This window comes from Mycolicibacterium sp. XJ662 (assembly GCF_053484035.1).
The window spans coordinates 524,996-551,943 of sequence record NZ_JBEFTL010000002.1 but is presented as its reverse complement, the minus strand read 5'-3'; the positions used below and the strand labels follow the sequence as shown (position 1 = coordinate 551,943).

24 protein-coding genes are annotated in these 26,948 nt (G+C 65.2%); 8 read left to right on the top strand and 16 right to left on the bottom strand.

Features of this window, described 5'->3' with window-relative positions; genetic code table 11:
- The first annotated feature begins 97 nt into the window (after positions 1-97).
- A complete protein-coding gene (locus tag ABQE93_RS09955; RefSeq protein WP_448406736.1) occupies positions 98-1,357 on the top strand; it encodes a cytochrome P450 in 1,260 nt (419 codons plus the stop codon).
- Positions 1,354-1,575, top strand: a complete 222-nt coding sequence (locus ABQE93_RS09950; protein WP_448406737.1) for a ferredoxin — start codon at positions 1,354-1,356, stop codon at positions 1,573-1,575. The genes ABQE93_RS09955 and ABQE93_RS09950 overlap by 4 nt, the downstream gene beginning before the upstream one ends.
- 20 nt (positions 1,576-1,595) lie before the next feature.
- Here the strand turns inward: ABQE93_RS09950 and ABQE93_RS09945 are convergent, their stop codons facing one another.
- The 12 genes from ABQE93_RS09945 to ABQE93_RS09890 form a co-directional block, all read right to left on the bottom strand.
- Positions 1,596-3,104: a class I adenylate-forming enzyme family protein gene (locus ABQE93_RS09945; protein WP_448406738.1), complete on the bottom strand. Its 1,509-nt coding sequence runs from the start codon at positions 3,102-3,104 to the stop codon at positions 1,596-1,598.
- A gap of 6 nt (positions 3,105-3,110) precedes the next feature.
- Positions 3,111-4,550, bottom strand: coding sequence for an amidohydrolase family protein (locus tag ABQE93_RS09940; RefSeq protein ID WP_448406739.1), 1,440 nt, complete (start codon positions 4,548-4,550; stop codon positions 3,111-3,113).
- A 5-nt stretch (positions 4,551-4,555) separates the two neighbouring features.
- The gene (locus tag ABQE93_RS09935) at positions 4,556-6,076 is read right to left on the bottom strand and encodes an AMP-binding protein (protein ID WP_448406740.1); all 1,521 of its coding nucleotides are present in this window, start codon (positions 6,074-6,076) and stop codon (positions 4,556-4,558) included.
- 41 nt (positions 6,077-6,117) lie between these two features.
- Entirely contained in the window at positions 6,118-8,067 is a 1,950-nt protein-coding gene (locus ABQE93_RS09930) for a fumarylacetoacetate hydrolase family protein (RefSeq protein WP_448406741.1), read from the bottom strand.
- Positions 8,068-8,155: 88 nt separating this feature from the next.
- Entirely contained in the window at positions 8,156-9,586 is a 1,431-nt protein-coding gene (locus tag ABQE93_RS09925) for an MCE family protein (RefSeq protein ID WP_448406742.1), read from the bottom strand.
- A gap of 1 nt (position 9,587) precedes the next feature.
- Entirely contained in the window at positions 9,588-10,727 is a 1,140-nt protein-coding gene (locus ABQE93_RS09920) for an MCE family protein (protein ID WP_448406743.1), read from the bottom strand.
- Positions 10,724-11,932, bottom strand: a complete 1,209-nt coding sequence (locus ABQE93_RS09915; protein WP_448407248.1) for an MCE family protein — start codon at positions 11,930-11,932, stop codon at positions 10,724-10,726. The genes ABQE93_RS09920 and ABQE93_RS09915 overlap by 4 nt, the downstream gene beginning before the upstream one ends.
- Positions 11,933-11,964: 32 nt before the next feature.
- Entirely contained in the window at positions 11,965-13,203 is a 1,239-nt protein-coding gene (locus tag ABQE93_RS09910; RefSeq protein WP_448407249.1) for an MCE family protein, read from the bottom strand.
- A complete protein-coding gene (locus ABQE93_RS09905; protein WP_448406744.1) occupies positions 13,200-14,228 on the bottom strand; it encodes an MCE family protein in 1,029 nt (342 codons plus the stop codon). The genes ABQE93_RS09910 and ABQE93_RS09905 overlap by 4 nt, the downstream gene beginning before the upstream one ends.
- A gap of 28 nt (positions 14,229-14,256) precedes the next feature.
- Entirely contained in the window at positions 14,257-15,609 is a 1,353-nt protein-coding gene (locus ABQE93_RS09900; protein WP_448406745.1) for an MCE family protein, read from the bottom strand.
- A 3-nt stretch (positions 15,610-15,612) separates the two neighbouring features.
- Complete coding sequence (locus tag ABQE93_RS09895) at positions 15,613-16,305, bottom strand: ABC transporter permease (protein WP_448406746.1); 693 nt, start codon at positions 16,303-16,305, stop codon at positions 15,613-15,615.
- Between the two features lie 155 nt (positions 16,306-16,460).
- Positions 16,461-17,237, bottom strand: coding sequence for an MlaE family ABC transporter permease (locus tag ABQE93_RS09890; RefSeq protein WP_448406747.1), 777 nt, complete (start codon positions 17,235-17,237; stop codon positions 16,461-16,463).
- A gap of 619 nt (positions 17,238-17,856) precedes the next feature.
- On the opposite strand from ABQE93_RS09890, the gene ABQE93_RS09885 reads away from it, so the two are divergent.
- Positions 17,857-18,417 carry a TetR/AcrR family transcriptional regulator gene (locus tag ABQE93_RS09885; RefSeq protein ID WP_448406748.1) on the top strand — a complete coding sequence of 187 codons (561 nt, stop codon included), beginning with the start codon at positions 17,857-17,859 and terminating at the stop codon, positions 18,415-18,417.
- A 135-nt stretch (positions 18,418-18,552) separates the two neighbouring features.
- On the top strand, positions 18,553-19,728 hold the full coding sequence (locus ABQE93_RS09880; protein ID WP_448406749.1) for an NAD(P)/FAD-dependent oxidoreductase: 1,176 nt from the start codon (positions 18,553-18,555) through the stop codon (positions 19,726-19,728).
- Positions 19,729-19,782: 54 nt separating this feature from the next.
- Here the strand turns inward: ABQE93_RS09880 and ABQE93_RS09875 are convergent, their stop codons facing one another.
- From ABQE93_RS09875 to mftR, 4 genes are all read right to left on the bottom strand, one after another.
- A complete protein-coding gene (locus ABQE93_RS09875) occupies positions 19,783-21,066 on the bottom strand; it encodes a VOC family protein (RefSeq protein WP_448406750.1) in 1,284 nt (427 codons plus the stop codon).
- Positions 21,063-21,587 (bottom strand): RNA polymerase sigma factor, encoded by a 525-nt coding sequence (locus ABQE93_RS09870; RefSeq protein WP_448406751.1) that lies wholly within the window; start codon positions 21,585-21,587, stop codon positions 21,063-21,065. The genes ABQE93_RS09875 and ABQE93_RS09870 overlap by 4 nt, the downstream gene beginning before the upstream one ends.
- Positions 21,588-21,642: 55 nt before the next feature.
- On the bottom strand, positions 21,643-23,289 hold the full coding sequence (locus ABQE93_RS09865) for an NAD-dependent malic enzyme (RefSeq protein ID WP_448406752.1): 1,647 nt from the start codon (positions 23,287-23,289) through the stop codon (positions 21,643-21,645).
- 64 nt (positions 23,290-23,353) lie between these two features.
- Positions 23,354-23,956: a mycofactocin system transcriptional regulator MftR gene (gene mftR, locus ABQE93_RS09860; protein WP_448406753.1), complete on the bottom strand. Its 603-nt coding sequence runs from the start codon at positions 23,954-23,956 to the stop codon at positions 23,354-23,356.
- A gap of 94 nt (positions 23,957-24,050) precedes the next feature.
- Here mftR and mftA point away from each other — a divergent pair, with 94 nt between their 5' ends.
- From mftA to mftD, 4 genes are read left to right on the top strand one after another with little or no spacing between them, the layout of a single operon-like run.
- Positions 24,051-24,143 carry a mycofactocin precursor MftA gene (gene mftA, locus ABQE93_RS09855; RefSeq protein ID WP_448392766.1) on the top strand — a complete coding sequence of 31 codons (93 nt, stop codon included), beginning with the start codon at positions 24,051-24,053 and terminating at the stop codon, positions 24,141-24,143.
- A gap of 14 nt (positions 24,144-24,157) precedes the next feature.
- Complete coding sequence (mftB, locus tag ABQE93_RS09850; protein WP_448407251.1) at positions 24,158-24,463, top strand: mycofactocin biosynthesis chaperone MftB; 306 nt, start codon at positions 24,158-24,160, stop codon at positions 24,461-24,463.
- Positions 24,460-25,659: a mycofactocin radical SAM maturase gene (gene mftC, locus ABQE93_RS09845; protein WP_448406754.1), complete on the top strand. Its 1,200-nt coding sequence runs from the start codon at positions 24,460-24,462 to the stop codon at positions 25,657-25,659. Before mftB ends, mftC begins: the two co-directional genes overlap by 4 nt.
- Before the next feature lie 2 nt (positions 25,660-25,661).
- Positions 25,662-26,855 (top strand): pre-mycofactocin synthase MftD, encoded by a 1,194-nt coding sequence (gene mftD, locus ABQE93_RS09840; protein WP_448406755.1) that lies wholly within the window; start codon positions 25,662-25,664, stop codon positions 26,853-26,855.
- Positions 26,856-26,948: the final 93 nt, after the last annotated feature.

Genomic DNA, 26,948 nt, shown 5'->3' with positions numbered 1-26,948 from the left:
GCTGGACAACCAATTGTATGTTGAACGACATAGAACGCAATGGTGGAGCGGCCACGTTGAATGCGGAACCGGAAGTCGACGACTAAAGGAATGACCCATGGTGGGGATAGGCGAGCACACGACGGAAAGCAAGACCGAAGCCGACCAGCTCCTCGAGGTGCTCTTCGGCGGCGTGGAGCAGGATCCGTTCCCGTACTACGATGCACTTCGCGAATTGGGTGACGGTATCCATCCCCTGGACATGATGCAGGGCGTCCTCGTCACGCGTTATGACCACATCCGGCAGATCGGGTCGGATCCGAAAACCTTTTCCAGCGACGTCTTCGCGTCGACTGGGCCGGGAATCCACGACCCTACGGATCCAGAACACCGTCGGTTCATCGGCACCGCTCGGCGCCTGTTCATGTTCGCCGATCCACCCTGGCACACGCAGGTTCGTTCCACGTTTCGGCATGCGTTCACACCCGATGCGGTCCGCCGCTGGCACCCCATCGTGGAGGAAATCACCAGCGAAGCTTTGGCGTGCTTGCAGCCGGGTCAGGAGATCGACTTGATGAGCGGGCTGGCGGCCGAGATTCCGGTCGCGGTGATCGCCCGGATTCTGGGCGTACCTCGTGACACCTGGCCGTATTTCCGTGAGTGGTCGTTCGCCTATGCCTCGACGTTCGATCCGATGGTGCAAGGCGAGCGGCGCGATCGAGCGATTCGTACCAGCCTCGTGTTATTCGATTACCTTGGCGAACTCATCGACCAGCGTCGAGCGCAACCGTCGGACGACCTGATCTCGCACATGCTCAGCACGGAGACCTTTCAAGGCGACCTACTCGAGAATTCGGACTTGGTCGCTCAAGTTGCGCTGCTGTTGGTCGCCGGCAACGAGACAACCACCAACCTCGTCGGTAACGGCGTCACGTTGCTGATGAATCACCCGGATGCAATGCGCGCCGTACTCGACGACCCCAGCCTGATACCGGCAGTCGTCGAAGAAATTCTGCGCTTCGATCCGCCTCTTCACTTGGCAGCGCGGAAGGTCACCACCGACGCCGACCTGGGTGAGCACGTGCTACAGCCGGGAACCCTTGTGCTGACTTGTCTTCCGGCTGCGAACCGGGACCCGCGAGTCTTTGATGCCGCATCGACCTTCGACATCCACCGTGCTGACCACAAACAGCACCTGGCGTTCTTCCACGGCATTCACTACTGCGTCGGCGCTCCATTAGCGCGACTTGAGGGCAAGGTGATCCTCGACAGGCTATTGCGCGCCTTCCCCGGACTCCGGGAGGGCAGTCATCCACCCGTGCGACGTACGTTGAATGTGGCATCACGAGGCTGGGAGTCACGGCCGGTGATCCTATGAGCGACAAGGTACACGTCGAAGTGCGCGCGGAAACCTGTATGGCCAGCGGTTTCTGTAACCGCAGGGCGCCAGGCGTATTCGCTGAAGACGATGCAGGCTGGGTCAGGTTGCTTGACGCCGATCCCCAGGGCCAGACCGTTGCGGTGCTGGAAGCCGCTGCCATGTGCCCGGTGGCGGCCATCGATGTCTTCGACCCCGACGGCCGCCTAATCTCTTAGATGGGCTGTTGGAGCACAGACTACGCCAACGATCGTTTGACGATCTTGCCCGAAGCGTTGCGGGGAATCTCCGCTACGAGCTCGAGTTCGTGCGGGAGTTTGTATTTCGCGAGACGAGGTGCCGCGAAATCCCGCAGCTCCTGCAGAGTCAGCGTTGACCCTGCTGTTACGGAGACGAACGCCACGATGCTCTCTCCGTAATCCGAGTGTGGACGGCCAACCACGGCGACGTCGAGCACATCGGGGTGGGCCGCAATGACGCCTTCGACCTCGGCGCAGTAAACGTTGCGGCCGCCGGTGATGATCATGTCCTTGAGCCGGTCCACCAATGTCATGTATCCGTCCGCGTCGAGCCGACAGACGTCGCCTGTGCGGAGCCAACCGTCGACGACGGTTCGCGCGGTTTCGCCCGGCTTGTTCCAGTAGCCCTTCATCACCGTCTCACCGCGAAGCAGCAATTCGCCGGCATCCCCAGGCGCGACATCGCTGCCATCCTCGGAAACGATCTTGCATTGCATGCCCAGCATGGCCTGTCGGCCGCTTGCGTCCGGGCGGCACCGGACCTGCTCACCCGAGCTGAAGATGCCACTGGGGCCGGCCTCCGTCTGCCCGCAGAGTTGGATGAGGTTCAGCAATGGAAACGTCGCGCCTATCGCTTCGACCGTGCTGGCCGGCATGGGAGCCGCACCGAAAATGCCGGTGCGCCACGACGACATGTCGCGTTCGGTGATATTCGGGGTCCTCAGCAGAAACTGATACATGGTGGGGACGCCGAAGAACATGGTGATGCGTTCGCGTTCCAGGCTGTTGGCGACGGCAGCCGCGTCGAACTGACCCTCCACGACGTGGGTGGCCCCGACCAGCGTGCCAGGGATGAGCATCAGGCACAGCGCCGCGGCATGGTAGAGCGGGGCCGCGTGCAGGAGACGGTCGCCGTCCATCATCCCGCAGGTAGCGACGGAGGAGACGGCCACCCACAGTGCTCGATGGTGGTCGAACAACGCCCCTTTGGGGGCGCCGGTGGTTCCCGAGGTATACAGGATCTGAGCGTCGTCGCTCTCGTGTACTTCTGGATCGGCGAGATCCGCCGGGCACCGGCGGGCCAGGGCGACCAGGTCGTCAAAACCCTCGGCGTAGCCCAGCGCGAGGCAGTCGAGGGGCCCTGCTAGGGGCTCGGTCAGTACGGTGCGCGTCTTTTCCGCCAGCGCCGGCTCGAACAGCAGCGCCGTCGCGCGGCAGTCCCGGGCGATATGCGCGATCTCCGGCGCAGCGAGCGCTGGGTTGATCGGCACGAAGATGGCGCCGAGGCGGTGGATGGCGTAGAAGGCGACGACGAATCGGTCGGAGTTGCTTGCCAACAGCGCAACCCGGGCGCCCTTCGTCACCCCGCGAGCGGCCAGCACACCCGCATACTGATCCACCGCCGCGTCGAGCTGGCCGTAGGTGTATTCGACGGAGCCGTAGACGAGTGCGCGACGCTCGGGCACGCGAGCAGCGGTCGCGCGTAGGGTCGATCCGATCGTGGGCATTGGCCGCTACCTCGTTGCCGCTGCGAGGTTGCCGTCGATCGTGGCGCCCAGGGATTCGATCAAGCCCGGGGGGACCGGCAGCCGCCAACCTCCGATGCGAGCCACCCGCTCGGCGATCCGCTCGTGTGCCTGCTCGATCAGATCGATACCTCGGTGCTCGACATCGGCCGGTAGCGAACCGTTGTCGACAACCAGGTTGCCGTCGACCAGTACCTTGTCGATATCGCGGGTGGTGGCCTGCAGGACAATGGAATCCACCGGGTCGATCACCGGCCGCAGATGCAACCGGTCGTTACGCAACAGCAACAGGTCGGCGGCCTTGCCGACCTCCACCGAGCCGCAGGTGGAACCCAGACCCAACGCCTCGGCGCCCGACAACGTGGCCGCGCGCAGGATCTGCCGGGTGGTAAGCGGAAGCTCACCGATGCCGGCCAACCCCGATGATTCCAGCACCGGCTGCAATGCCACCCCACGTTCGGCTTGCATGAGGATGCGCATCGCGGTGAAGAAGTCACCGCTGTTGTTCGACACGATGTCCGCACCGATTCCAGCAGTCACCCCTGCCGACTCCGCGCGCCGGAATATCGGTAGACCACAACCCATTTCAAGTTCGGTATCGGGGGTGCTGGCCACCGAGCAGCCGGTGTCGCGCAGCAGCGCTAGATCGGTCTGCGTGCACATGTTGGCGTGCGAATGGATCTGGCCGGCCCGCAACAGTCCAGCGCGGGAGAGGATTTCCACATCGTTGACTCGTGGTTCGCTCCATATGCACCGGGTGTGCATGGTGACGGCGATGTCGAGTTCGGCTGCGATCTCGATTTCTTCGCGGGTGACCTCGAACGGCAGTAAGCCGAGTTCGGTGAGTGCCACGCCCATCCGGACCAGGCCGCCCTCACTTGCGAAGTGCGCGGTCCGGACCCGGCGCGCGTCGTTGAACCGGTCTTCTGGCGACGTGAAGATGGGATCGGCCATCGGCGACGGGAAGAACCCGTAGCACCACAGGGCACGCACGCCGCTGGCCTTCACTCCCTCGACGGCGGCATCCGAATGCTCTGGCGAGTTGGTGATATGCGAGTGGTCGATGGTGGTGGTGACCCCGGCGGCGAGCGCGTCGAGACCGCCCGCGTACTGGCCGGCGAACACGTCGTCGGGGTCGTGAAGACCGGCGAAGTGATTGCGAATGTTCCAGTAGTAATCGGTGAGATTCCAGTTGGCGGTCAGCCCCCGCATGGTGGTCTGCCATAGATGGCGGTGAGCGTCGACGAATCCCGGGACGATCCACCGGCCCGTCGCGGCGATCACTTGGGCGTCCTCGCGGGGGAGATCCGCGGCGATGGCCGTGATCGAGCCGTCCTCGATCAGCACGTCGGCCCGCCGCATGGTCGCGGTGAGCGGATCGCCGACGAGCACCTCGCCACCTGCGAGAAGCGTTTTCTGTGACGACATCGTTGTCATATCCTTCCTTGCGGCGACGTGGGTCGTGATTGTTCGGAGCGAAGCAGGTGCTTTCGGATTTTTCCGACCGAGGTGCGGGGCAGGTCCGCCGTGAACTCGATGACGTCGGGGACTTTGCCTTTCGGGAGATGGCCGCGACAGAACTCGACCAACTGGTCGGCGCTGGGGCCATCACCGCCCTGATCATCAAGCACGACAACGGCTTTGATTCCCTCGCCGTACACCGGGTCGGGCACCCCCAGCACCGCCGACTCGAACACCGCAGGGTGGGTATTCAGCACACGCTCGACCTCCGCGGCGGCCACGTTCTCGCCTGAGCGTTTGATCATGTCTTTCGCGCGGTCCCGGAACGCGAGGAATCCGTCGTGGCGATGCAGCATCACATCGCCGGTGTTCAGCCATCCGTCGTCGAACGCCTCGGCGAACGCCGTCGCGTCGTCAAGGTAACCGAGCATCAGTGTGGCGCCGGGGTGCCCGCCGACCAGCAGGGTTCCCGACTCGCCCGGCGCGACGTCGTCTCCGGCATCGTCGACGATCCGGACACGGCCCGACTCGGTGGGCAGTCCCACGGTCATGTTGTCGTGCGGCCCGTACAGGGGGTTCATCAGCGGTGGGGCGATCGTCTCGGTCATGCCGTACCACTGCCGCAGCGGGCAGCCGAACCGCCGTTCGAAGGTCTCGAGTTGTTCAGCGGTCAGATTCTGCGCGAACAGACAAGCCCGCAACCGGTTCTGGCGATCCAGCGGTGAATCCGGTTGCGCGAGAATCATCCGCACCGGGGCGGCGAACAAACTTCCCAGCGTCGTGTCGCATCGGCTGACCTGAGCCGGCCATCGCGACGCCGAGAACCGTTCGGCGACCGCCACCGAAGCCCCCGACACCAGCGCCGACATCACGCAGTAGTACTGGGCGTTGGCGTGGAACAGCGGCAGTACCACCATCCACCGGTCGTCGGCCTGGATACGCAGCAGTTGTGCCACCACGTGGCCCGCGGTCACATAGTTGGCATGCGTCACCATCACCCCTTTCGGGCGACTGGTGGTGCCGGAGGTGTACATGATCGACAGTAGATCCTGTGGTTCTACGGGGCGGCCGAGTTCCACGACGGCTTCTGCAGCGCGTGAACCGAAGTCGGTGCCGGTCACCACAATTGCCTGGGGCGCGCCGTGCCACGCATTGCGGACGGTCTCCAGCTGTTGGGGACCGCAGATGACTGCCTTACTCGACGAGTGCGCGAAGGCGTAGGTCAGGTCGTCGGTCGTGCTGGCGGGATTGACCGGAACCACCGTTGCGCCGAGTAATGCGGCGCCGAACCAACAGGCGAAGAATTCCGGGCAGTTGCCAACGACAACTGCGAACCGATCGCCCCGACGGACCCCCAGCGACGAGAGAACCGCGGCTCCACCGCGCGCCAGTTCCCACACTTCGGCGAAGGTGAGGGTGGACGGTTCGGCACTATCGGTGTCGAACAGCAAGAACGGCGAGTTCGGTGTCGTATCGACGCGATGCCTCAACACGGATGCGACCGTTTGACGACCAGCCGTCGGCAATGCTGTGCTCACCGCGAACGTGCCTGACGGTCAAGCCATTCCGACTGAAGTACGAGCAGTTCGATGACGGAGTGCTGCGGCGTCTGCGGGTCCAGTTCCCGGTAGCGCTGATAGATGTTGACGAGCACGCGCTCCGCATCCAACCACTCGGCGTACTCGCCGAGGTCGATCCTGTCGGCGGCCTCGTACACGGACTGACCAGCAGCGTGGGCGGTATCGCTGTATTCGACGACGTAGTTGAGATAGTCGCGCACCCCGCGGATCCCGTCGACGTCGGTGATAGGGCCGTGGCCGGGTACGACCATGGTTGGTCCCAACGCGATCATGGTCTCGCAGGCGGATATCCAGTTCGCGATGGGGCCCGACCACACGATCGGCGTACACCCGATGAAGAGCAGATCTCCGGCGAAGAGTACGCCGGCGTCGGGCACGAAGACGATTGAATCAGCGTTCGTGTGGGCTGGACCCAGATTGAGTACGTCAACTCTGCGGCCCCCGAGGTCGATGGTCAGCTCACGCTCGAACGTCTGGTCTGCGTTTCTGAGCTTGATTCCGCTGAAGTCGAAGTACCCGAACCGGTCCCGGGCATACGCAGTGGCGACACCGCCGAGGTCAGCAGACTGAACGAGGGCGAGCATCTCCGGCGCCATCCCCTCATCGATCTCCGATGCGGTGTCCGCGGCAGCGATAACCCGAACGGTGCTGTCGAGCAGCTGGTTTCCGTGCGTATGGTCGCCGTTGGCGTGAGTGATGACGGCGTGGGTGATCGGCGCATCGCGCGTTATCGAACGCATCCCGTCGAGCATCTCTTGAGTGAGCGCCAGGTCGAACAGCGTGTCGATTAGCAATGATTCGCCGTCACCGGTGATGAGCCCGGCGTTGCTCCACCCGTAGCCCCCGTCGGGGAGAGTCCATGCCCAAACCCCGTCGCCGAGCCCATGTAGCCCGCGAGTGAACGGAAGCTTCGCCGGTGCCCGGTTCACCCTTGGGCTCGGGGGATCAGCTTCAGGATTGGGCCGCGGCGGTAACGGTTGCGGCGCCGGCGAGGAGACCACTCGTTGGCGGGTTTCGCCCAGTCCCGCCACCCTGAGCGTAACCACATCGCCGTGGTGTAACCAGCCCCGGAAGGCAGCCAGGTCGGCCATGTCGAGGTGTTCGATGAGGGTGCAGCCGGGCACGGTGCCGGAACCGAAAACGTCGCCGGGAGCCAGCGGGACACCACGCGACGCGTAGGAGATCACCTCGGCGAAGGTCCAGTCCATGCCGGCGAGCGATCCCGATCCGACCACGTCGTCGTTGAGCAGTGCGGTCGCCGTGATGTCGAGCCTGCCGTCACTGCGATATGGGTCGAGTTCGTCATAGGTGACCAGGTACGGCCCGAGCGTGATCGCGCTGTCCTTGCCCTTGCCCTGACCGATTGCGAGTTGGTTCTCGAGGAGCTGCAGGTCTCGTGCGGACCAGTCGTTGAGGATCGTGTAGCCGATGATCGACTCTTCCGCTTGCGCTACCGAGAGATCACGACCGCCCGGCCCTCCGATCACCGCCGCAATTTCCAATTCGAAGTCTTGCCAAGCACTTCCGGGTGCGATGGCGATGTCGTCGTATGGACCGGCAACGGTGGCGGGGCAGGTGAAGTAGAAAGCCGGTACGCGATACCAGGTGTCACCAAGTGCCCGGCCGCGGCCGAGTGCTTCCTGGCAGTTGCGCATGTGGTCGAGAAAACAGAGGCAGTCCCGAATCGACGGCGGCCGGGGGATCGGTGACTTGAGCTTGACCCGATCCAGCCGGAGCGTCTCGGCGGGTTGGGAAATCGCTTGTTCGGCGGCGTCGCGCAGGCCATCGCGTCCGCGGGGCAGCAGGTCGATGAGGGCGATGCCTTCCGGCATGGTGTGGATGACGTCGTCAACCACGACACCCGTTCTCTCGCCTCGCTCTGTTTCGCATGTGACCCACCGCACGATTGGCTAACCTCCTCGACACCGACATGTCTATGTTGACTAACATAGGCCATGCGCGCTGACATGTAAACGGTGGCGATCGCGGGTCTCAACCGACTCCGGGCGGTACGAGCATCGACTGCCATGTCGTGCCGCCCGGAGGGTGCTGTCCGAGATCGCCCTGGACGTAGGTGCGACCGTCAGGCCCGAGGTACGTGCCGGTCGCGGGGTCGTAATGTGTCGCGGCAAGCGTGGGACCACTGGCTGCCGGTGGCAATTGCGGAATGTCTTGACCGGACAACGTCGCGTTCGGGTCGCCCTTCCAGTTGAACCCGTCGTTGAGCGGCACGTACTGCTCGTCGCTCTCGCACATCTTGACGGTTGGTGCACGCTTACCCGGCACGGTCAGGCACGGCAGGTTGCGCGCGCCGCGCACGTTGAACGGTGAATCCTGCGGCACACGGCAGTACACATCCCCCTCGGGCACATCCGGGTAGTCGGTCAGGGCGGGCGCCCGCTGCTGTTGTGCCGGCAGGAAACCGGTGGTGCAGGGCGGCGGAAGGTTGAGGTTCAGATTGAAGTCCAGGAAGCCGCCCTTGTAATCCTGCCTGGTGCCGTGATTGGCCACCCCGACCCCTTGCAGGGTGGAAACCCCTTGTGGCAGCAGCACCAACAGTTGCTCCAGCGCCGGCTGATAGTTGATCGCCACCTGACCCACACTGACAAGGTTCGCCATCAGAACGGGCAGCGTGGGTTGTAACCGGTCGATGAGGTGCCTGGCCTCCGCCGTGACTGACGGACCCTGCTGCAGGATGCCTCGAACGGCGCTGTCTGTGGTTCGTAGCTGCTCGGTCACGGAGGCCAGATGAGATGCCCAGGCGGCGATCTCGTCGGCGGTGTCGCTCTGTGAGTCCAGCACCGGTCCCGCCTCGTCGATGAGCGTGACCATGGCGTCTAGGTCCTGTCGTGCGTCGATGGCCAGCTGAGTGGATCCCCTGACGATGCGGGTGAGCTCTGGCCCCAACCCGCCGGCCGCGATATATGACTCGTCGATGACCGTGCGCAACTGCTGCTTCGGGATGGCCTGCAGCCCTTCACTTGTCGCATTCAACAAAGTGCCGATCTCGGGCGGAGTGGAGGTATGGTCGCGCCCGATGGTGTCACCGTTTACCAGCGGCGCTGACGTGCTGTCGCGCGGATCTAGCGCAACATAGAGCTCGCCGGCCGCGGAAACGCTGCTCACACGGGCTTCCAGATTCGAAGGAATAGCGATACCGGAGTCCAGTGACAGCCGCGCTTCAGCCCCCTCGGGAGTGAGGCGTACGTCGGTGACCTCGCCCACCGTCGTACCGCGGTAGGTGACGTTGGCGCTCGGGTAAAGCCCAGCGGTCTGCGTCATTTCGAGAACAACCTGATAGCGGCCGATACCGAACAACAGAGCGGGCAGCTTAAGGTAGCCGCCGATCATCACCGCACCGGCGATCAACGCGACGATGGTGAAGAGCGCGAGCTGGACCTTGATGCGGCGGGTGAGATGCATGCTAGGGCCCCTGGTCCCATCGGTAGGGAGCCACCAACGGGTTCGCGGCGGTGTACGGGCTCGGCAACTGGCCAATGGTGCGGCCCCATTGCAGTTCCAACTCGGTCAGTGCGCCTTCAAAGCGAGTGCCGGTGAGTAGGCCGGAATCCAGCCGGCTCAACGTGAGGTCGAAGATCGCTGTGATGTTTGCGTAGTCGCCGCGGAACCAGTTGTGGATGGTTTCATTTGGCCATGGATAGGTGCTGAACAAGGACAACGCACGTGTCATGGCAGGGCCGGCGTCAGCCAGTGACTTCAGCACCGGACCAAGCTCTCGGAGCTCGGCCACCAGAGATTCCGTCGTCTGATCGATCGTGGAGGAGGCCAGGTCACTGAAGCTGCCGAATCGGTCGAGGGCATCCACCAAAACCTCTCGACGCTCGGCGAGCACGACGAGAGCTTCGGGGATCTGTTGCAGCGCCTTCTGGAGTATCGGCTCTTGCGAGGCGACTTGTGCGGTGAGCGCGTTCAACCTATCGGTAGCGGCGAGCAGATCTTCCTTCTGCGCGTCCAGATTGCCGATGAATCGATCGAGTTGCTCGATAAAGCTGCGAACGTCGCTTTCACGTCCGGCGAAGGCGGTGTTGAAAGCCGTTGTAATTTCTTGAATTCGACCCAGTCCGCCACCGCTGAGCACCATCGCTACCGCGGCGAGTGCTTGTTCGGTGGTGGGATAGGCGCTTCCGAAGGGCAGCGGGATCATCGATCCGTTGTGCAGCCGTCCGCGGGGTTCGGCGTCGGCGGGCGGTGCGAGCTCGATGTGCAGCGAGCCGAAGAGGCTGGACTGCCCGACCGTGGCGGTGCTGTTCGCGGGCAGGTCGACGTCGCCGTCGATCGTCATGGTCACCAGGGCATGCCAGCCTTGGAGCTCGATGCGGGTGATATTGCCGACGGTGATGTCTCCGACGCGCACCCGTGAGTTCCGCTCGATGTTCGACACGTTCGGCAGCTGCGCCTGGATCTCGAAGGCGCCTGCACCGTCGCCGGCGGTCCCCGGAAGCGGCAGCGAGTTCGCGCCCTGCCATCCGCACCCCGCCATCGCCGCGGCGGCGAGCGCGGTCAGCAGTGCGGTCGACCCGCGAAAGACGCTGAGCGTTTTCATCGCTTGCCCCCCGACGGCACAAGGATGCCGGTGAGCCCGTCGGCCGGGTCGGCGGGCGCGGCGGGTGTCGGGCGATGGTCGGGGCGCAGCCAATCCTCGCTGTAGGTGACCTCATTCGGCCGCGCCGTGGCGCCGACGACCGGGTTGAGACCGATGGGCGGGAAGTTGTATTGGCGGTTCTTGATGATCGGCGCCAGGTATTGCACACACAGCTTCGCCGACTGCTCGAATCCCATTCTCGAGGCTGCCTGCACCGCGCCGCACAAGAACGAGATCGGGTTGGCGAAGTGATTCACCACGGCGGCACCCGTCAGCGACGCGTGCGCCGGTTCGTAGACGTTGATGACGTTCTGCAAGGTCGTCGGGCCGATATGCAGGACTTGTTCGATGTCGTCGAGTTGGTCGACCACTGCCGTCGAGATCGAGGTCAATTTGTCGGCGGCGGTGCCCACTGCATCTCGCTGTTCGGTCAGAAATGCTGTCACGTCGCCGGCGGCGGTGTTGACGTCTTCGATGGCCCGGGCGACCTCTGCGGGGTCGTTGGCCAACAACCCAGTCACTGACGCCAGATTGCCGTTCAGTTGCGCCATCAAGTCAGTGCTGCTGCGTAGCGCCGACACCAGAGTCGACAGGTTGCGAATGGTTGAGAAGACGTCATCGCTGTGATCGCCCAGCGCCGACAGGGCGCCGGACAGCTCGATGATGGTCTCGCGGATGCTCGTTCCCTGCCCGGAGAGGTTGTTGGCGGCGGTGTCGATCAGTGACCCCAGCGGACTCACGCCGCCTGACTCGGTCGGTTCCAGATAGTCGGTCAGCCGCTCCAATTGGTCCCGGAAGTCGTCCCATTCCACCGGGACCGCCGTGCGATCCAGGTCGATGACGCTGTTGTCAGCCATTTTCGGGCCTCCGCTGTAGGCCGGTGTCAGTTGGATCGCGCGCGAGGTGATCAGCTGCGGCGACAAGATCACCGCCGAGGCGTCGGCCGGGATGGGGTAGCGGTCGTCGACCCAGAATTCGATCTTGGCGTGCTCGGGTTGCGGTTCGATGCGGGTGATCGAGCCGACGGGCACGCCGAGCAGTACGACGTCGTCGCCCGGATAGATGCCGTTGCTGTTGTCGAAATAGGCGACAATGTGGATGCGGCTCATCGTCATGTTCGATCCGATCACCACCACGCCGCCCGCTATCAGGAGCGCGGTGAGCATGGCGCCCAGCGTGACACGCAACCGGTGGGACCTCACGGTGTGCCTCCTTGGTTTTGTGGTACGGCCGGCGGTCCGGGCGGTGGGCCGCCAGGGGGAGACGCCGGCAGCGGCTCACGGTATGGATAGCGAGGGTCGCCGGGCTTGCCGGTGATCGCATCGGGAAGGTTCAGGTGTGGTTCACCGCCCTGTCCGGTGCGTGGGAACGGCACTGGCAGAGCGGGTGTGGCGGGCTGCCCGACCGTCGGATCGGTGCGCTCGGAGGGCAGCAGCACGTTGGGGTCCAGCCCGAGGTCGGAGAACGCGGCGTCGATGAACGGCTGAATGAACTGACCGGGGATCAGGTTCGCCAGGTACGACTTGAAGAAGGGCCCGGATGCCACCGACTCACCTAGCGACATGAGGTAGCCCCCGAGCAGTGTGATCGACTTCTGCACACGCTCTTTGCGGTTGTCGATGATCGCCAGTACGCCGTTGAGCTTGTCCAGAGCGGGACGCAGCTGCGCACGATTGTCCTCGACGAATCCGGACAGTTGGCGGGCAGTGACCGACAAGTTGCCGGAGATGTGATCGAGGGCTTTGCGGTGCTTCTGCAACTCGATGAGCAGTGCGTTGGTGTCGGCGATGAGACCGACAACCTGGTCGGTGCGCTCGGCCAGCACCGTGGTCGCCTTCCTGGCATTCGCGAGAAGATCGCGCAGATGCCGATCTCGCTCGTTGAGAGTTCTGGAGAATCGCGTCATCCCGGCCACCGCCAGTTGCAGATCGGCCGGGGTGTCGGCGAATGTCTGCGACAGCACCCGCATAGAGTCGGCGAGCTGGCCGGTGTCCAGCTCGCCGAGCGTTGTCGTCAGTTTCCCCACCGCGTCGGTCAGTTGATATGCGGGCGTGGTGCGTTGCGCGGGGATAGGCCCGGCCAGGGAGCCCTCACCCCTGGGTGTGAGCTCCAGCGTCTTGGCGCCCAAAAGGCTCTTCGTGGTGATCGTTGCCTCCGTCCGGTCGCCCAGCTGGATGTCGCCGGCAGTGGAAAAGCCGACCAGTACCTGCGGGCCGTCCAGGCCGATACTTGTCACCCGGCCCACCTCGACGCCGGCCACTTGCACTTCCGCGCCGACGCGGAGCCCACTCGCCTCCGCAAAGTAGGCGGCGTGGTGGTCGGTGTCATTGATCAGCGGAAGGTTCGGGTACTGGAAGGCCAGCACGGTGATGGCGGTGCCCAGCGCCAGCCCGGCGGCACCGAGGGCGAAGGGATTGCGGTCGGAGAACTGCCTCATCGGGGTGCGCACCGGCCCGAGCTCTGGCCGGCGACCTTGACGTACACCGGCTGGCCGCCTTTGCCGTTGAGTTTGAGCACCAGGTCGCACACGTAGAAGCTGAAGTAGTCGCCGTAGAGACCCTGGCGGGCCAGCGCCTGGTAGGCGTCGGGCAGGGTGTCCAAGATCCGATCCAGGTACTCGTGGTCGGCCACGGCGATGGCGGCGGCTCGATCCGTCTGGGCGACAGCTTCTTTCAGCGGAGCGCGGCCCTGCCTGAGCAGGTCGGTGATCGAGACCGACGCAGCGTCGACGGCCGACAGCGCGACGCCGACATCGGCTCTTCGGGTGGCCAGGGCGGCGGTGAACTCGGCGAGTTTTTCCACCCCCTTGGCGAACTGGCCACTCTCTTCCGCAAGGGACCCGAGCACAGAATTCAAGTTGACGATCACCTCTCCGATCAGCTCATCCCTGTCCGCCACGGTGTTGGTCAACGCAGCGGTCTGAGCCAGCAGCGAGCCAATTGCCGGCCCCTGACCCTGCAACGCCTGGATCAGCTGGCCGGTCAGGTCGTTGAGTTGATCTGGATCCAGTGCCCGGAACAGCGGTTTGAACCCGCCGATCAGCGAGTCGAGGTTCAACGCCGGCTCGGTGCGGGCGAGCGGAATCGTCTGATTAGGCAATAACCGTTCGAAACCGCCAGCGCCCTCAGCCAATTCGAGAAATCGGTCTCCGATGATGTTGTCCCAGCGGATGAGCGCCCTGGTGCCATGGGTGAGGGCGACCGAATCATCGACGGTGAACTCGACGAGGGCGTGATTGTCGGATTGGACGCCCACGTTCGTGACCTTGCCGACCTCGACGCCGGCGACCCTGACGAAGTCGCCCTCTCGAAGCCCTGAGGCGCTGCTGAACTCGGCCCGGAAGCTGCTCTGGGCACCAAATCTCAGTTGGGCGAACACCATCAACAGCGCGAAAGTAGCCAGCGCCCCGACCATGGTAAAGGCAATCAGACGCCACAGCGCGCCGATCAGGTCAGATCTCATAGCGGTGTCCCTTGTCTGGCAGTGTCGGTCACGGCTTACCTGCGGGCCCGGGTGCGGCCCACGGCGGTGGCGGCGGATACAGAGGTGCACCGTCGGGTCCGTACAGCGGTGCGCCGTAGGGTGGCGCGCCGAAGTAGGGCACCGGTCCGATCGCGGGCGGGCCTTCGCCCCGGATGCTCGGAGCCTCGGGAACCGCACGGGTCACCGGGAGATAGTTCGCGTAGAACGGGTGGCCGATACCGGGGTTCGGCCGCAGCTCGACGTCCGTCCCCCAACCGGTGTTCGTGATGAGTTGGCGCACCGGAAAGTTCTCGCGCACAATGGGCAGCGACCCGCACCCGGGTTTGCCCCCCGGGCCGCCCTTTGCGGCGACGATCGGCAGGTTTTCGGGATAGCGGTAGGCGTCATCGCCCCAGTTGAATCCCGCGTCCAACAGCGCGGTTCGGCCGTTGCCCCCCATGATGTCGTAGGCGCCGTTGTCGAGCCACCACTTGGCTCCCATCAGCAGGCAGGTGTAGCTGGGGTTGTACGTGTGCAGAAGGTTGGTCGTCGGCCGCAACAGGTTGATCGCCGCGATCAGGTCGGCGCTGGTGGGCTCGAGCAGATCAACACCGGCACGAGCAAGTCCCGTGGTTTCCAACAGGAGCGCGTCGAGGTCATCGCGGCGTTCGGTGACGCTGGCACTGGTGGTACTGAATGCGTCCAGCACCGCGATGATGTCACTGGCTGCGGCGCCGTAGGCATCGCTGAAGCGTTGTGTCGCCTGCCAGTTCAGCCGCACCGTCGCCATCCGCGGATTCAGCGTTTGAAGTACCTCGTTGGCTGCAGTGGTTGCTTCGCCGATGCGCTCGCCCTGGCCGCGAACGCCGTCAGCCACTGCGGTCAGCACCGCGTTCAGTTTCGGCGGATCGATCTGGTGCAGAACCGCAACCAAATCCTCGAAGACGGTGTTGATCTCGGTGCCGACGTTCGAGGAATGCACCACGGCGCCAGCGGCGAGCGGCTTGTCGCTCGGCGAGTCGGGATAGATCAAGTCGACGTACTTTGCGCCGAACAACGTCGTCGCCCGTATCTGAGCGGTCACGTTGGCCGGAATGTGGCGGAGTTGGTCCGGCGAGATTTCGAGTCGAAGCTTCGTCTGCGAGCTCGGCCCCCCGGCCTCGGCGACTCGACCCACCTCGACGCCGCGCAACCGCACCTTGGCGCCGGGCTCCATACCCAACCCGGCTCGTTCGGCTGTCACCGTCACTGGCACGGCGGTCCGGAACGCGCCCACGAACAGCGCCGAGCAGATCACCATGAACGCCACGCTGACGATGACCAGGAAGAAAACCCACCACGCCGGGCGAAGATGTTGCGGCCGTCCGCTATTGGGATACATTCGCTACCCCGTGAAGTGGAAGTCACCGGACTGGCCGTAAATCGCCAGTGAGACGAACATAGTGACGACGGCCGCGCACACCAGCGACGCACGCACCGCCTGACCTACGGCCTCGCCCACGCCGGCGGGGCCACCGGAAGCGTTGAAGCCGTAGTACGTGTGCACCAGCATGATGATCACGCCGACCGCTACTGTCTGGACAAACGACCAGACCAGGTCGGTCTCGTTGAGAAACGTGTTGAAGTAATGGTCATAGACACCCGGGGACTGTCCGTAGACGAATGTGGTGCCGAATCGGGCTGCCATGAACGACATCAGGACCGCGACACAGTACAGCGGTATCACCACGATCACTCCGGCGATGACGCGACTGGAGGCGAGATAGGCGATGGACCGGATGCCCATGACTTCGAGCGCATCTACCTCCTCGCTGATTCGCATGGCGCCTAGCTGCGCGGTAGCACCCGCGCCGATGGTTGCCGCCAGTCCGATCGCGGATGTCAGCGGCGCGATCAATCGGACGTTGAAGTACGCCGAAGTGAAGCCGGTCAGGGCTTCAACGCCGATTTCGGCGAACTGGTTGTAGCCCTGTACCGCGATCAGTGCGCCGGTGGTCAGGGTCAGAAAGCCGACGATCGCCACTGTCCCGCCGATCACAGCTAACGCCCCGGTGCCTAGACCCATGATCGCGATCAATCTCAGAATCTCGGTCTTGTAATGCCGCAACGCATCTCCGGTGAAACGGAGAGTGGCAGCGTAGAACTGCGTCTGCAGACCTATCCGATCCAACGCGGCTAGCCAGTCGTGCCAGATGCGGTTGAGCCGGCCGAAATGTCGGCTTGGCAAGCTCGTCAACTGATCGCTCCGACCAGGCGGACGGTGAGAGCCGTCGTGATGACGTTGATCGCGAACAACGCAACGAAGGAGTACACCACCGTTTCGTTGACCGCGTTGCCGACCGCGGCTGGACCACCTTTGACGGATATGCCCTTGTAACAGGCGATCAATCCGGCGGCCAACCCAAAGAGAGCGGCCTTGATGATGGCGACCACCACGTCGGCGAGCCCGGTGATCAGGGTGAGCCCGGCGGCGAACGCGCCGGGGGTGACGTTCTGGACGAAGACCGCGAAGAAGAAGCTGCCGAGCAAGCCGACAACGCTGACGATGGAGGACAGCACCACCGCCGCGAACGTCGCAGCCAGTACGCGCGGCACCACCATGGCGTGAATGGGGTCGATGCCCATCACCCGCAGCGCATCGATCTCCTCCCGAATCGTTCGGGCCCCCAAGTCCGCGCACATCGCGGTGGCGCCGGCGCCGGCCACCACCAAGACGGTCACGATGGGACCGACCTGGGTGACCGTGCCTTTTGCGGCGCCGGTGCCCGACAAGTCCGCGGCGCCGAACTCAGCGAAGAGGATGTTGAAGGTGAACACCAGCATGACGCTGAAGGGGATGGACAGCAGCACGGTAGGCGCAAGCGACACCCGCGCCACGAACCATGCCTGAATGACGAACTCCCGCCACGGAAAAGGCCAGCGCAGCAACGCCACGGAGGTGTCGAGCGCCATGCCGAAGAACTCACCGAGGCCGCGGAGCGGTTTGGCGGCGGTTGCAAGCGTCGTCATCGGTGCGCCCTGCTGACGGTTCGTGACGGGGCAACTACGACAGGTGGGGAGGCGATGGCGTAGTTGGCCATCCGATGAGTGCGCACTGCCATCCAACCCACCTCCATTCTATGTTGAGCAACATACAATCTGTTAAAGGACATGTAAAGAGTCGACGGGCAGACTGCGAATGACTCGGAGGGCGGTGATGGGGCGGCAGCAGTTCTGTAGGGCCTTCTCGCTCGCCTCGATGTCGGCTGGGTAACCATTCGAGACTTTCGGCCCGGCGGGATCGGGATTCCCGCCCAGTGCTATTGCGCGTCGACTGTGACGGCAATTTCTGTGCCGCTCAATGGCTTCAGATTCTCGGTATACAACTGGAGGCCCTCTCTCGGTAGGTGAGAGAAGCGTGTCAACGGGGTCGCGCCCAGGCAATATGGTGGGCTCGCACCTTTATGTGTTGTGGCACAACATATCGCCCGCAATGCTGGACGTACCGCACCGTCGTCATGGGCGGGACCCGCCTCAGACGTGTTTCACCAGCCCATCGCACTGTGTTGGATAACATACACCCGGCCGGGTGACACGTAACGGGTCATCTGCCAGACTACGCATGCACTCAGAGGGCGGTGATGGGCGGATGGCGGCGACCAGACGGGCACAGACAAGCAGTGAAAGCAGGCGGCTGTTGGTCTCTGCTGCGGCAGAGCTGTTCGCCGAGCAGGGTTTTCGGAAGACGACCGTCGCCGATGTCGCTGACCGCGCCGGCATCAGCCGAGGCTCAATCCCGTGGCACTTCGGCAACAAGGACGGCCTGCTCGAGGCGGTGATCGAACAGATTTCGAGCAGCTGGCTCGAGCAAGCCGAGGCGCCGGCGGGCGGCACAGCAGCCAGCTTGGATCGGATCAAGACACTCATTCAGGAGCCCAGCACCAGGCTGCTCATCACGTTGGTCGCCGAAGCCGTGGAACCAGGATCGCCAGTGCACGGCTTCTATGCCGATTTGCACCGTTCGTTGCGCAAGTGGGTCGAGAATTGGACTCTCGATGCTTCGTTGCCACCCGGCGTCAGCCGGGAGGAATATGTCGCGGTCCTTACTGGCGCCATCATCGGGGTCCATCTGGAGTGGCGGGTGGCACCCGACGATATCGACCTCGATCGAGCATTCGAAACCTTGAAGGCGATCTTCATTCGGAAATGATCGGCCCCGCGCCCATCCTCGATGCCGGTATCTGAGCCCGAGATGGCGGAAAACGAGTCTGGTGTGCCGAGTGCCCGTGGCCTGCTAGGCCAGGGTGGCGGACCAATCTCCGCGCACATCGTGTAAAAACACCGCATGACCACTGCTAGGGGCATCGTCATTGTCGGTGGCGGGTTGGCGGCTGCCCGCACGGCTGAACAGCTGCGTCGTTCGGAGTACACCGGACCGGTGACCATCGTCAGCGACGAGGACCACCTGCCGTATGACCGGCCGCCGCTGTCCAAGGAAGTGCTGCGCGCTGAGATCGACGACGTCACGCTCAAACCGGCCGAGTTCTACGAGGAAAACGACATCACCGTACTGCTGGCCAACGGCGCACGCTCGGTGGACACCGCCGCCAAGACGTTGACGCTGGCCGATGGCAGCGAACTGGGCTACGACGAGCTGATCATCGCGACAGGCCTAGTGCCCAAACGCATCCCGTCGTTTCCCGACCTCGCCGGCATCCACGTGCTGCGCAACTTCGACGAAAGCCTGGCGCTGCGCAAGGAGGCGGAGTCGGCGCAGCGCGCGGTCGTCGTCGGCGCCGGCTTCATCGGCTGCGAGGTCGCGGCCAGCCTGCGCAAACTCGGCGTCGCGGTGTCGCTGGTCGAGCCGCAGCCCGCACCGCTGGCGTCGGTGCTCGGGGAACAGATCGGCGAGCTGGTGGCCCGGTTGCACCGCGGCGAGGGCGTCGACGTGTTCTGCGGCGTCGGTGTCTCCGAGGTGAGCGGAAGCGACCGGGTCGAGAAGGTGATTCTGAGCGACGGCACCGAGCTCGACGCCGACGTCGTCGTCGTCGGGATCGGCTCCCAGCCCGCCACCGGCTGGCTGGAAGGCTCGGGCATCGAGCTGGACAACGGCGTCGTCTGCGACGCATCCGGCCGGACCAGTGCACCCAACGTGTGGGCGATCGGTGACGTCGCATCCTGGCGCAACACCGTGGGTAAGCAAGTGCGCGTTGAACATTGGAGCAACGTCGCCGACCAGGCCCGCGTTCTGGTGCCGTCCCTGCTCGGCCAGGAGGTGTCCGCGGCGACCGCCGTGCCGTACTTCTGGAGCGACCAGTACGACATCAAGATCCAGTGCCTCGGCGAACCCGAGGCCACCGACACCGTGCACATCGTCGAGGACGACGGCCGCAAGTTCCTGGCGTTCTACGAGCGCGACGGCGTGGTCGCCGGCGTGGTCGGCGGCGGCCTGCCGGGCAAGGTGATGAAGACCCGCAGCAAGATCGCCGCGGGTGCCCCCATCGCCGACGTCCTCAAGTAGCGGATTCGGTGCGCTAACCATCGCTGATCGCGTGTTAGCGCACCGAAATCACACTTAGAACTCGCCGAGGTAGAAGCGGGTGCCCTGGTCGTCGGTGCACAGCGCCGACTTGCCGTAGCTCTGCTGTGACGGCGGGTCGATCACGGTGCCGCCCGCCTCGACGACCCGGGTGACCGCGGCGTCGACGTCCTCGACGGTCCACATCGGAACCGTCACCGACTCGGTCCCGCCGCCGGCCACCCCCGCCATCGGATGGCTGTGCTGGATACCCCAGCCGTCCTCAACACGGCCCGGCTCAAACGACCAGAACAGCATCCGGCTGTAGAACGCCTTGAACGCGGTCGAGTCGGGCACCTGGTAGGTGATGTACGAAAGCTCGCCTGGCCCAGCGCCGTTGAGCTTCGGTCGGGGAGTTCCTGGTGCGGGTTCGAACACCGCGAACGGGGCTCCTGCCGGGTCGGTGGCGCCCAGCACCGCGCCGAAGTCCAACTCCTGCACCTCGCCGACACTGCCGCCTCCGTCGCGGATGGACTGCCGTGCCCCCGCCAGGTCGGTGACCGCATAGCAGCACACCATCGTCGGCGTGCCGGGCGCCGCGACGATGCCGATGCGTTGCTCGGTGTTGGTGATTTGGCGGGTGACCGGGTCATAGGTCCAGCCCAGCACGTGGCCGTAGAACGCCGCCGCGCGGTCGGCGTCGGGCGTCCACACCGCGACGTAGCCGACGTCGCCGTGCTGAATCGGCGTCGCCGCCCCGGTCAGCGGCCCGCTGAGCGTCCAGCGGTGCCCGAACGGGTCGACGATCGCCGCGCTGCGCGAACCGTGGGCCTCCCTGACCTCCCCCACCACCGTCGCGCCGTGCTCGCGGGCCCGCTCCACCGCGCTGTCGGCATCGGCCACAGCCACCATCAGCATTACCGAAACCGACTGTGCAGCAGGTGCCTTCATGCCGATCTCGGGGTATTCGTCGGCGAGGTAGAAGATTCCGCCTGCGAGCGCCAGTTCGGCGTGGCCGATGCGGCCGTCGTCCATCACGATCGGCTCGCCGACCAGCGTGGCGCCGAGCGCGTCGACGTACCAGGCGATGGCCTCGCGTGCGTTGGGCACGGCGAGGTAGGGCAGCGCCGCCGAGCGGGGCACGCTGGACGCGGCGGTTTCGGTCTCGGCAAGTTCGGCGATCGCGGTGTCGGTGCCGCTCATGACAACTCCTTGGGTTCGATTGGGAAGGGACACAGCTGATTCGAGGCGTGCGCGCAGCCGAGCCGCGAACGCCGGATCTGGGTGGACGGGAAGTTCGTCGCCGTGCAGCACGGTCAACGGGTCGTTGCTGTTGTTCACGACTTCCCTCCTTCCGGCTCCGGATAGTGCGATCTGAAGGCGCGGCGGGCCCGCACCAACAGCGCCTCGGTGGCGTGCACGGTTCGGCCGATCAACTCGGCACACTCGGGCACTGAGCAGTCGTCCATGTAGCGCAGCGCCAGCACGGTGCGATGCTGTTCGGGCAGCTTTGCGAGCACGCTCTCGGCGACGATGCGATCCAGTTCGACGTCCCAGTCGTCGGGTGTGTCGAGCGGTTCGGGCAGCTCGGCGACGGGGACGGAAAACCGGTCGTGGCGGCGGCGGTAGTGGTCGGCCAGCTTGTGGCGGGCAACCCCGAGCAGCCACCGCCGACTGATCGGCGGGGGATTCTCCTTCCTGGCGGCATCCATCGCCGCCAGAAAGGTCTCCGACGTCAGGTCTTCGGCGGTGCCACGGTCCCCGCAGCGCCTGACGAAGTAGCCGTAGACAACCGGCAGTGCTTCGTCGTACAGCGCCAACAAGGCCCGTGGAGCGTCGTCGCCATCTGATTCGGCGCTCACACCCATATCGTCGCCATTTGGGCCCGAACTCCGACGCCTTCCGGCGAAACTTTTTTCAGTTCCAGTATTCCGGCTCCCACCGCACCTCGGCGATCCGGGCCGACAGCTCGTCCGGGCTGCGCTGCGGGGCCACACCGTCGGCGACGGCCTGCACGGCGACGGCGTGCGCGATGCCGACGGCGATCTCGGGTACCTGCGACCAGTCGGGCAACAGCGGTTGGTTCGGATCGGCGAGGGCGGGGGAGGCGTCGCCGAGCGCGGCGGCCGCGGCCCGCATCATCTCGTCGGTGACGCGGCGGGCCTGCGCGGCGGTGACGGCCAGCCCGACGGCGGGGAAGATGTAGGCGTTGTTGCACTGAGCGACGGTGCGTTCGACGCCGTCGCGGCGCAGCGGGCCGAACGGGGATCCGGTGGCGATCAGCGCGCGGCCCTCGGTCCAGGCGTCGAGTTCGGCCGGATGGGCCTCGGCGCGGCTGGTCGGGTTGGACAGTGGAAAGATGATCGGCCGCGATGTCTTGTCCGCCATCTCGCGCACGATCTGTTCGGTGAAAGCCCCTGCGGCAGTGGACAGCCCGATCAGCACGCCAACGTCGACGTGGTGTACGACGTCGGTGAGCTGGGCCGGTGCGCTCAGCCCCCAGTCGGCGACGCGGTCGGCGGGCTGGGCGAACGCGCGCTGGCCCGGCGACAGGTCGGCGCGGTCGTCGGTGAGCAGGCCCTTGATGTCGACGACCCAGATCTGTGCCGCGGCCTGCTGCGGCGACAACCCTTCGGCGACCATCTGCCGGTGCACCATTCCCAGCACCCCGATGCCGGCCGACCCGGCACCCAGCATCACCACCTGCTGCTGTAACAGCGGGCGCCCCGCGACCTTGGCGGCGCCGTGCAGCGCGCCGAGGGTGACCGCCGCGGTGCCCTGGATGTCGTCGTTGAACGTCAGCAGCTTGTCGCGGTAGCGCTGCAGGATCGGCAGCGCGTGCGCGGTGGCGAAATCCTCCCACTGCAGCAGCACGTCGGGCAGTTCTTCGGTTACCGTGCTGACGAATTCGTCGATGAACGCGTAATATTCGTCGCCGTCGATGCGACGGTGCCGCCAGCCCAGATACTGCGGGTCCTCGAGCAACTCGGCGTTGTCGGTGCCGACGTCGAGCACGATCGGCAAGGTGCGGGCCGGGTCGATGCCGCCGATCAGGGTGTAGAGCGAGAGCTTGCCGATGGGAATGCCCATCCCGCCAATGCCCTGATCGCCCAGGCCGAGGATGCGTTGACCGTCGGTGACCACGATGACGTCGACGTCACGAAATGACCGGTTGCGCAACACCTCGCGCAGCCACTGCCGGTCGGGGTAGGAGACAAACAGTCCGCGCGGACGTTGGTAGATCTCGCTGAACCGTTCGCAGGCCTCGCCGACAGTGGGCGTGTAGACGATCGGCATCGTCTCGGCGATGTGGTCGCGCAGCACCCGGTAGAACAGGGTCTCGTTGCGGTCCTGCAGCGCACGCAGATAGATGTGTTTGTCCATATCCTCACGGCGCCTGCTGAACTCCTGCCAGCAGTGCTCGCGCTGCTGGGCCAGGGTCTTGGCGGCGGTCGGCAGCAGGCCCAGCAGCCCGAACTCGCGACGTTCGTCATGGGTGAACGCGGTGCCCTTGGTCCACAACGCGTCGAACAGCAGAGCGTGTCCAGCTTTTTTCTCGGGCATCGAGAAATCCCCTCCGGCGAGTGGCCCCCAAGGTAGCGCCGACGCCGGCGATGCGGGAAGCGTTTCAGCGTTCCAGTGCCGAGAGGCCGTCGCTGATCGTGTCGAAGGCGGCCCCGAGTGCCTGCGCCAGCGAAACGGTCTCGTCTGCCAACCAGTGTTCGTAGGCCGACAGGGCCACCCCGAGCATCGTCCATGCCACCGTCTGCGGTGCCAGGTCGCTCGGTGCGCTCCCCAACCGACGTGCCACGAACGCCGCGACGACCTTGCGCCAGCCTGCATACATTGTCATCGAATACGCCTGCAGTTCAGCGGTTTCCAGGATCACCCGCATCCGCTGGCGGTGACGGACCGTCTCTGCCTCGTCAAAGGTGTTGAACGCCAGTAGGGCGCCGCGCAACGCCTCGCCGATCGGCACGGCAGGGTCGAGGTCGGCGAGCAGATCGCGCAGATGGTCGAGGTGGCCGTCGAAGTCACCCCACGGCAACGCGTTCTTGGAGGGGTAGTAGCGAAACAACGTGCGGCGGGCGATCCCCGCGGCCTCGGCGACGTCCTCGACGCTGACCGCGTCGAAACCCCGTGCGGTGAACAGGTCGATGGCCACGTTGCTGATGTGGTCGGTGGTCGTGGAGCGTCGGCGGCCCACGCGCGGCGGGGAATCAGATCGCATCAGCCCACCCCACTTTTAATTCGGCACTCGATGCCATATTATGGCGATCTCGCTCACAATTGTCGAGAGTTTGTGATCCGAAAGGTGGACCGCCATGGAGCCGAATCAGCAGGTCGAGAACACCGAGCTGGTGACCGAGACGCTGGTCGAAGAGGTGTCGATCGACGGGATGTGCGGGGTCTACTGACCGTGGCTTCGTCGATGGCGGTGTCCGGCGGCGACGCGGTGTCGCCGACGGACACGGCGTTCGACCCCGAACGCGGCTGGCGGCTGCACCACCAGGTGGCGGTGCGGCCGGAGCCGTTCGGTGCGCTGCTGTACCACTTCGGGACGCGCAAGCTGTCATTTCTCAAGAACCGGACGATCGTCGACGTGGTCAACAGCCTCTCGGATCACCCCGACGTCCGGTCCGCCTGCCGTGCCGCCGGTGTCGACGACGCCCACCAGGCTCCGTATTTGCATGCACTGCGTGTGCTTGCCCAATCGAAAATGCTGGTACCGCAATGACTTCTGTAGACACACGGCCCGCGCCGGCCCCTGTGCCGCGTCTGATCGAGCAGTTCGAGCACGGCCTGGACGCCCCGATCTGCCTGACCTGGGAACTGACCTACGCATGCAACCTGGCCTGCGTGCACTGCCTGTCCTCGTCGGGTAAACGTGATCCGCGTGAGCTGAGCACCCAGCAGTGCAAGGACATCATCGACGAGCTCGAGCGCATGCAGGTGTTCTACGTCAACATCGGTGGTGGAGAACCGACTGTGCGCCCTGACTTCTGGGAGCTCGTCGACTACGCCACCGACCATCACGTCGGGGTGAAGTTCTCCACCAACGGAGTGCGCATCACCCCGGAGGTGGCCGCGCGGCTGGCCGCCAGCGACTACGTCGACGTGCAGATCTCCCTAGACGGCGCGACCGCCGAGGTCAACGACGCCGTTCGCGGCGCCGGGTCGTTCGCGATGGCGACCACAGCGCTGCAGAACCTCGCCGACGCGGGCTTCAAGGACGCCAAGATCTCCGTCGTCGTGACCCGCCACAACGTCGACCAGCTCGACGAATTCGCCGCTCTGGCAGCGCAGTACGGTGCGACGCTGCGCATCACCCGGCTGCGTCCGTCCGGCCGCGGCGCCGATGTGTGGGACGACTTGCATCCGACCGCCGAACAGCAGGTCCAGCTCTACAACTGGCTGGTGGCCAAGGGCGACCGCGTGCTGACCGGTGACTCCTTCTTCCACCTGTCCGGGCTGGGTGAACCGGGCGCGCTGGCGGGCCTGAACCTGTGCGGGGCCGGGCGGGTGGTGTGTCTCATCGATCCGGTCGGCGACGTCTACGCCTGCCCGTTCGCCATCCACGACCGGTTCCTTGCCGGAAACGTGTTGCGCGATAGTGGTTTCGGCACCGGATTTCAGAATGTGTGGAAGAACGCGCCGCTGTTTCAGGAGCTGCGCGAGCCGCAGTCCGCGGGCGCGTGCGCCAGCTGCAACCACTACGACAGCTGCCGCGGCGGCTGCATGGCCGCGAAGTTCTTCACGGGTCTGCCGATGGACGGCCCCGACCCCGAATGCGTGGAGGGCTACGGCGCACCCGCGCTGGCCCGTGAGCGCGACAAGCCGCGCCCCAGCCAAGACCACTCCCGCAGCAAGCCGGTCATGCTCAAGCTGTTGACCAAGCCTCCGGCCCGGCTGTGTAACGAAAGCCCGGTGTAGCGATGGCGCGAGATGCCTGGTTCGAAACGGTCGCGATCGCGCAGCAGCGAGCCAAGAAGCGGCTGCCCAAGTCGGTGTACTCCGCGCTGATCGCGGCCAGCGAGAAGGGTGTGACGGTCGCCGACAACGTCGACGCCTTCGCCGAGTTGGGCTTCGCACCGCATGTGGTCGGCGGGGTCGAAAAGCGTGACCTGGCGACAACCGTGATGGGACAGGATATTTCGATGCCCGTCGTGATCTCGCCGACGGGTGTGCAGGCGGTCCATCCGGACGGGGAGGTCGCCGTCGCGCGCGCGGCCGCAGCGCGCGGCACGGCGATGGGGCTGTCGTCGTTTGCCAGCAAGCCGATCGAAGAAGTGATTGCCGCGAACCCGAAGACGTTCTTCCAGGTGTACTGGCTGGGCGGTCGCGACGCTATCGCCGCCCGCGTCCAGCGGGCCCGGGAAGCCGGTGCGGCCGGTCTGATCGTCACCACCGACTGGAGCTTCTCCCACGGGCGGGACTGGGGCAGCCCCAAGATCCCCGAGCAGATGGACCTGCGCACCACGGTCCGGATGATGCCCGAGGGGCTGACCCGGCCGCGTTGGTTCCTGCAATGGGCAAAGACCCTGCGTCCGCCCAACCTGCAGGTGCCCAACCAGGCGGCCCGCGGCGAGCCGGGCCCGCCGTTCTTCGCGGCCTACGGGGAGTGGATGTCCACCCCGCCGCCGACGTGGGCCGACATCGCCTGGCTGCGCGAACTGTGGGGCGGACCGTTCATGCTCAAGGGCGTGATGCGGGTCGACGACGCCAAACGCGCTGTGGACGCTGGTGTTTCAGCGATATCGGTGTCCAACCACGGCGGGAACAACCTCGACGGAACGCCCGCGTCGATCCGGGCGCTGCCCGCGATCGCCGAGGCCGTCGGCGACCAGGTCGAGGTGTTGCTGGACGGCGGCATCCGGCGGGGCAGCGACGTCGTCAAGGCGGTGGCGCTCGGTGCGCGTGCGGTCATGATCGGCCGGGCTTACCTGTGGGGGCTGGCGGCCAACGGACAGGCCGGCGTCGAGAACGTGCTCGACGTCCTTCGCGGCGGCATCGACTCGGCGCTGCTGGGCCTCGGCCTGGCCGCCGTGCAGGATCTGCGTCCGGAGCACGTGCTCGTCCCGCCGGGGTTCGTGCAGGCGCTGGGGGTACCCGCCGGTCCGGCGGACTAAGCCGTCGCTGCTGGTACAGGCGTGGCGCAGGGGACTGGCGTGGTGACTCGGCTGTCGTTGGCGTCGATTTCGGAGAATCAATTGCTACGCATG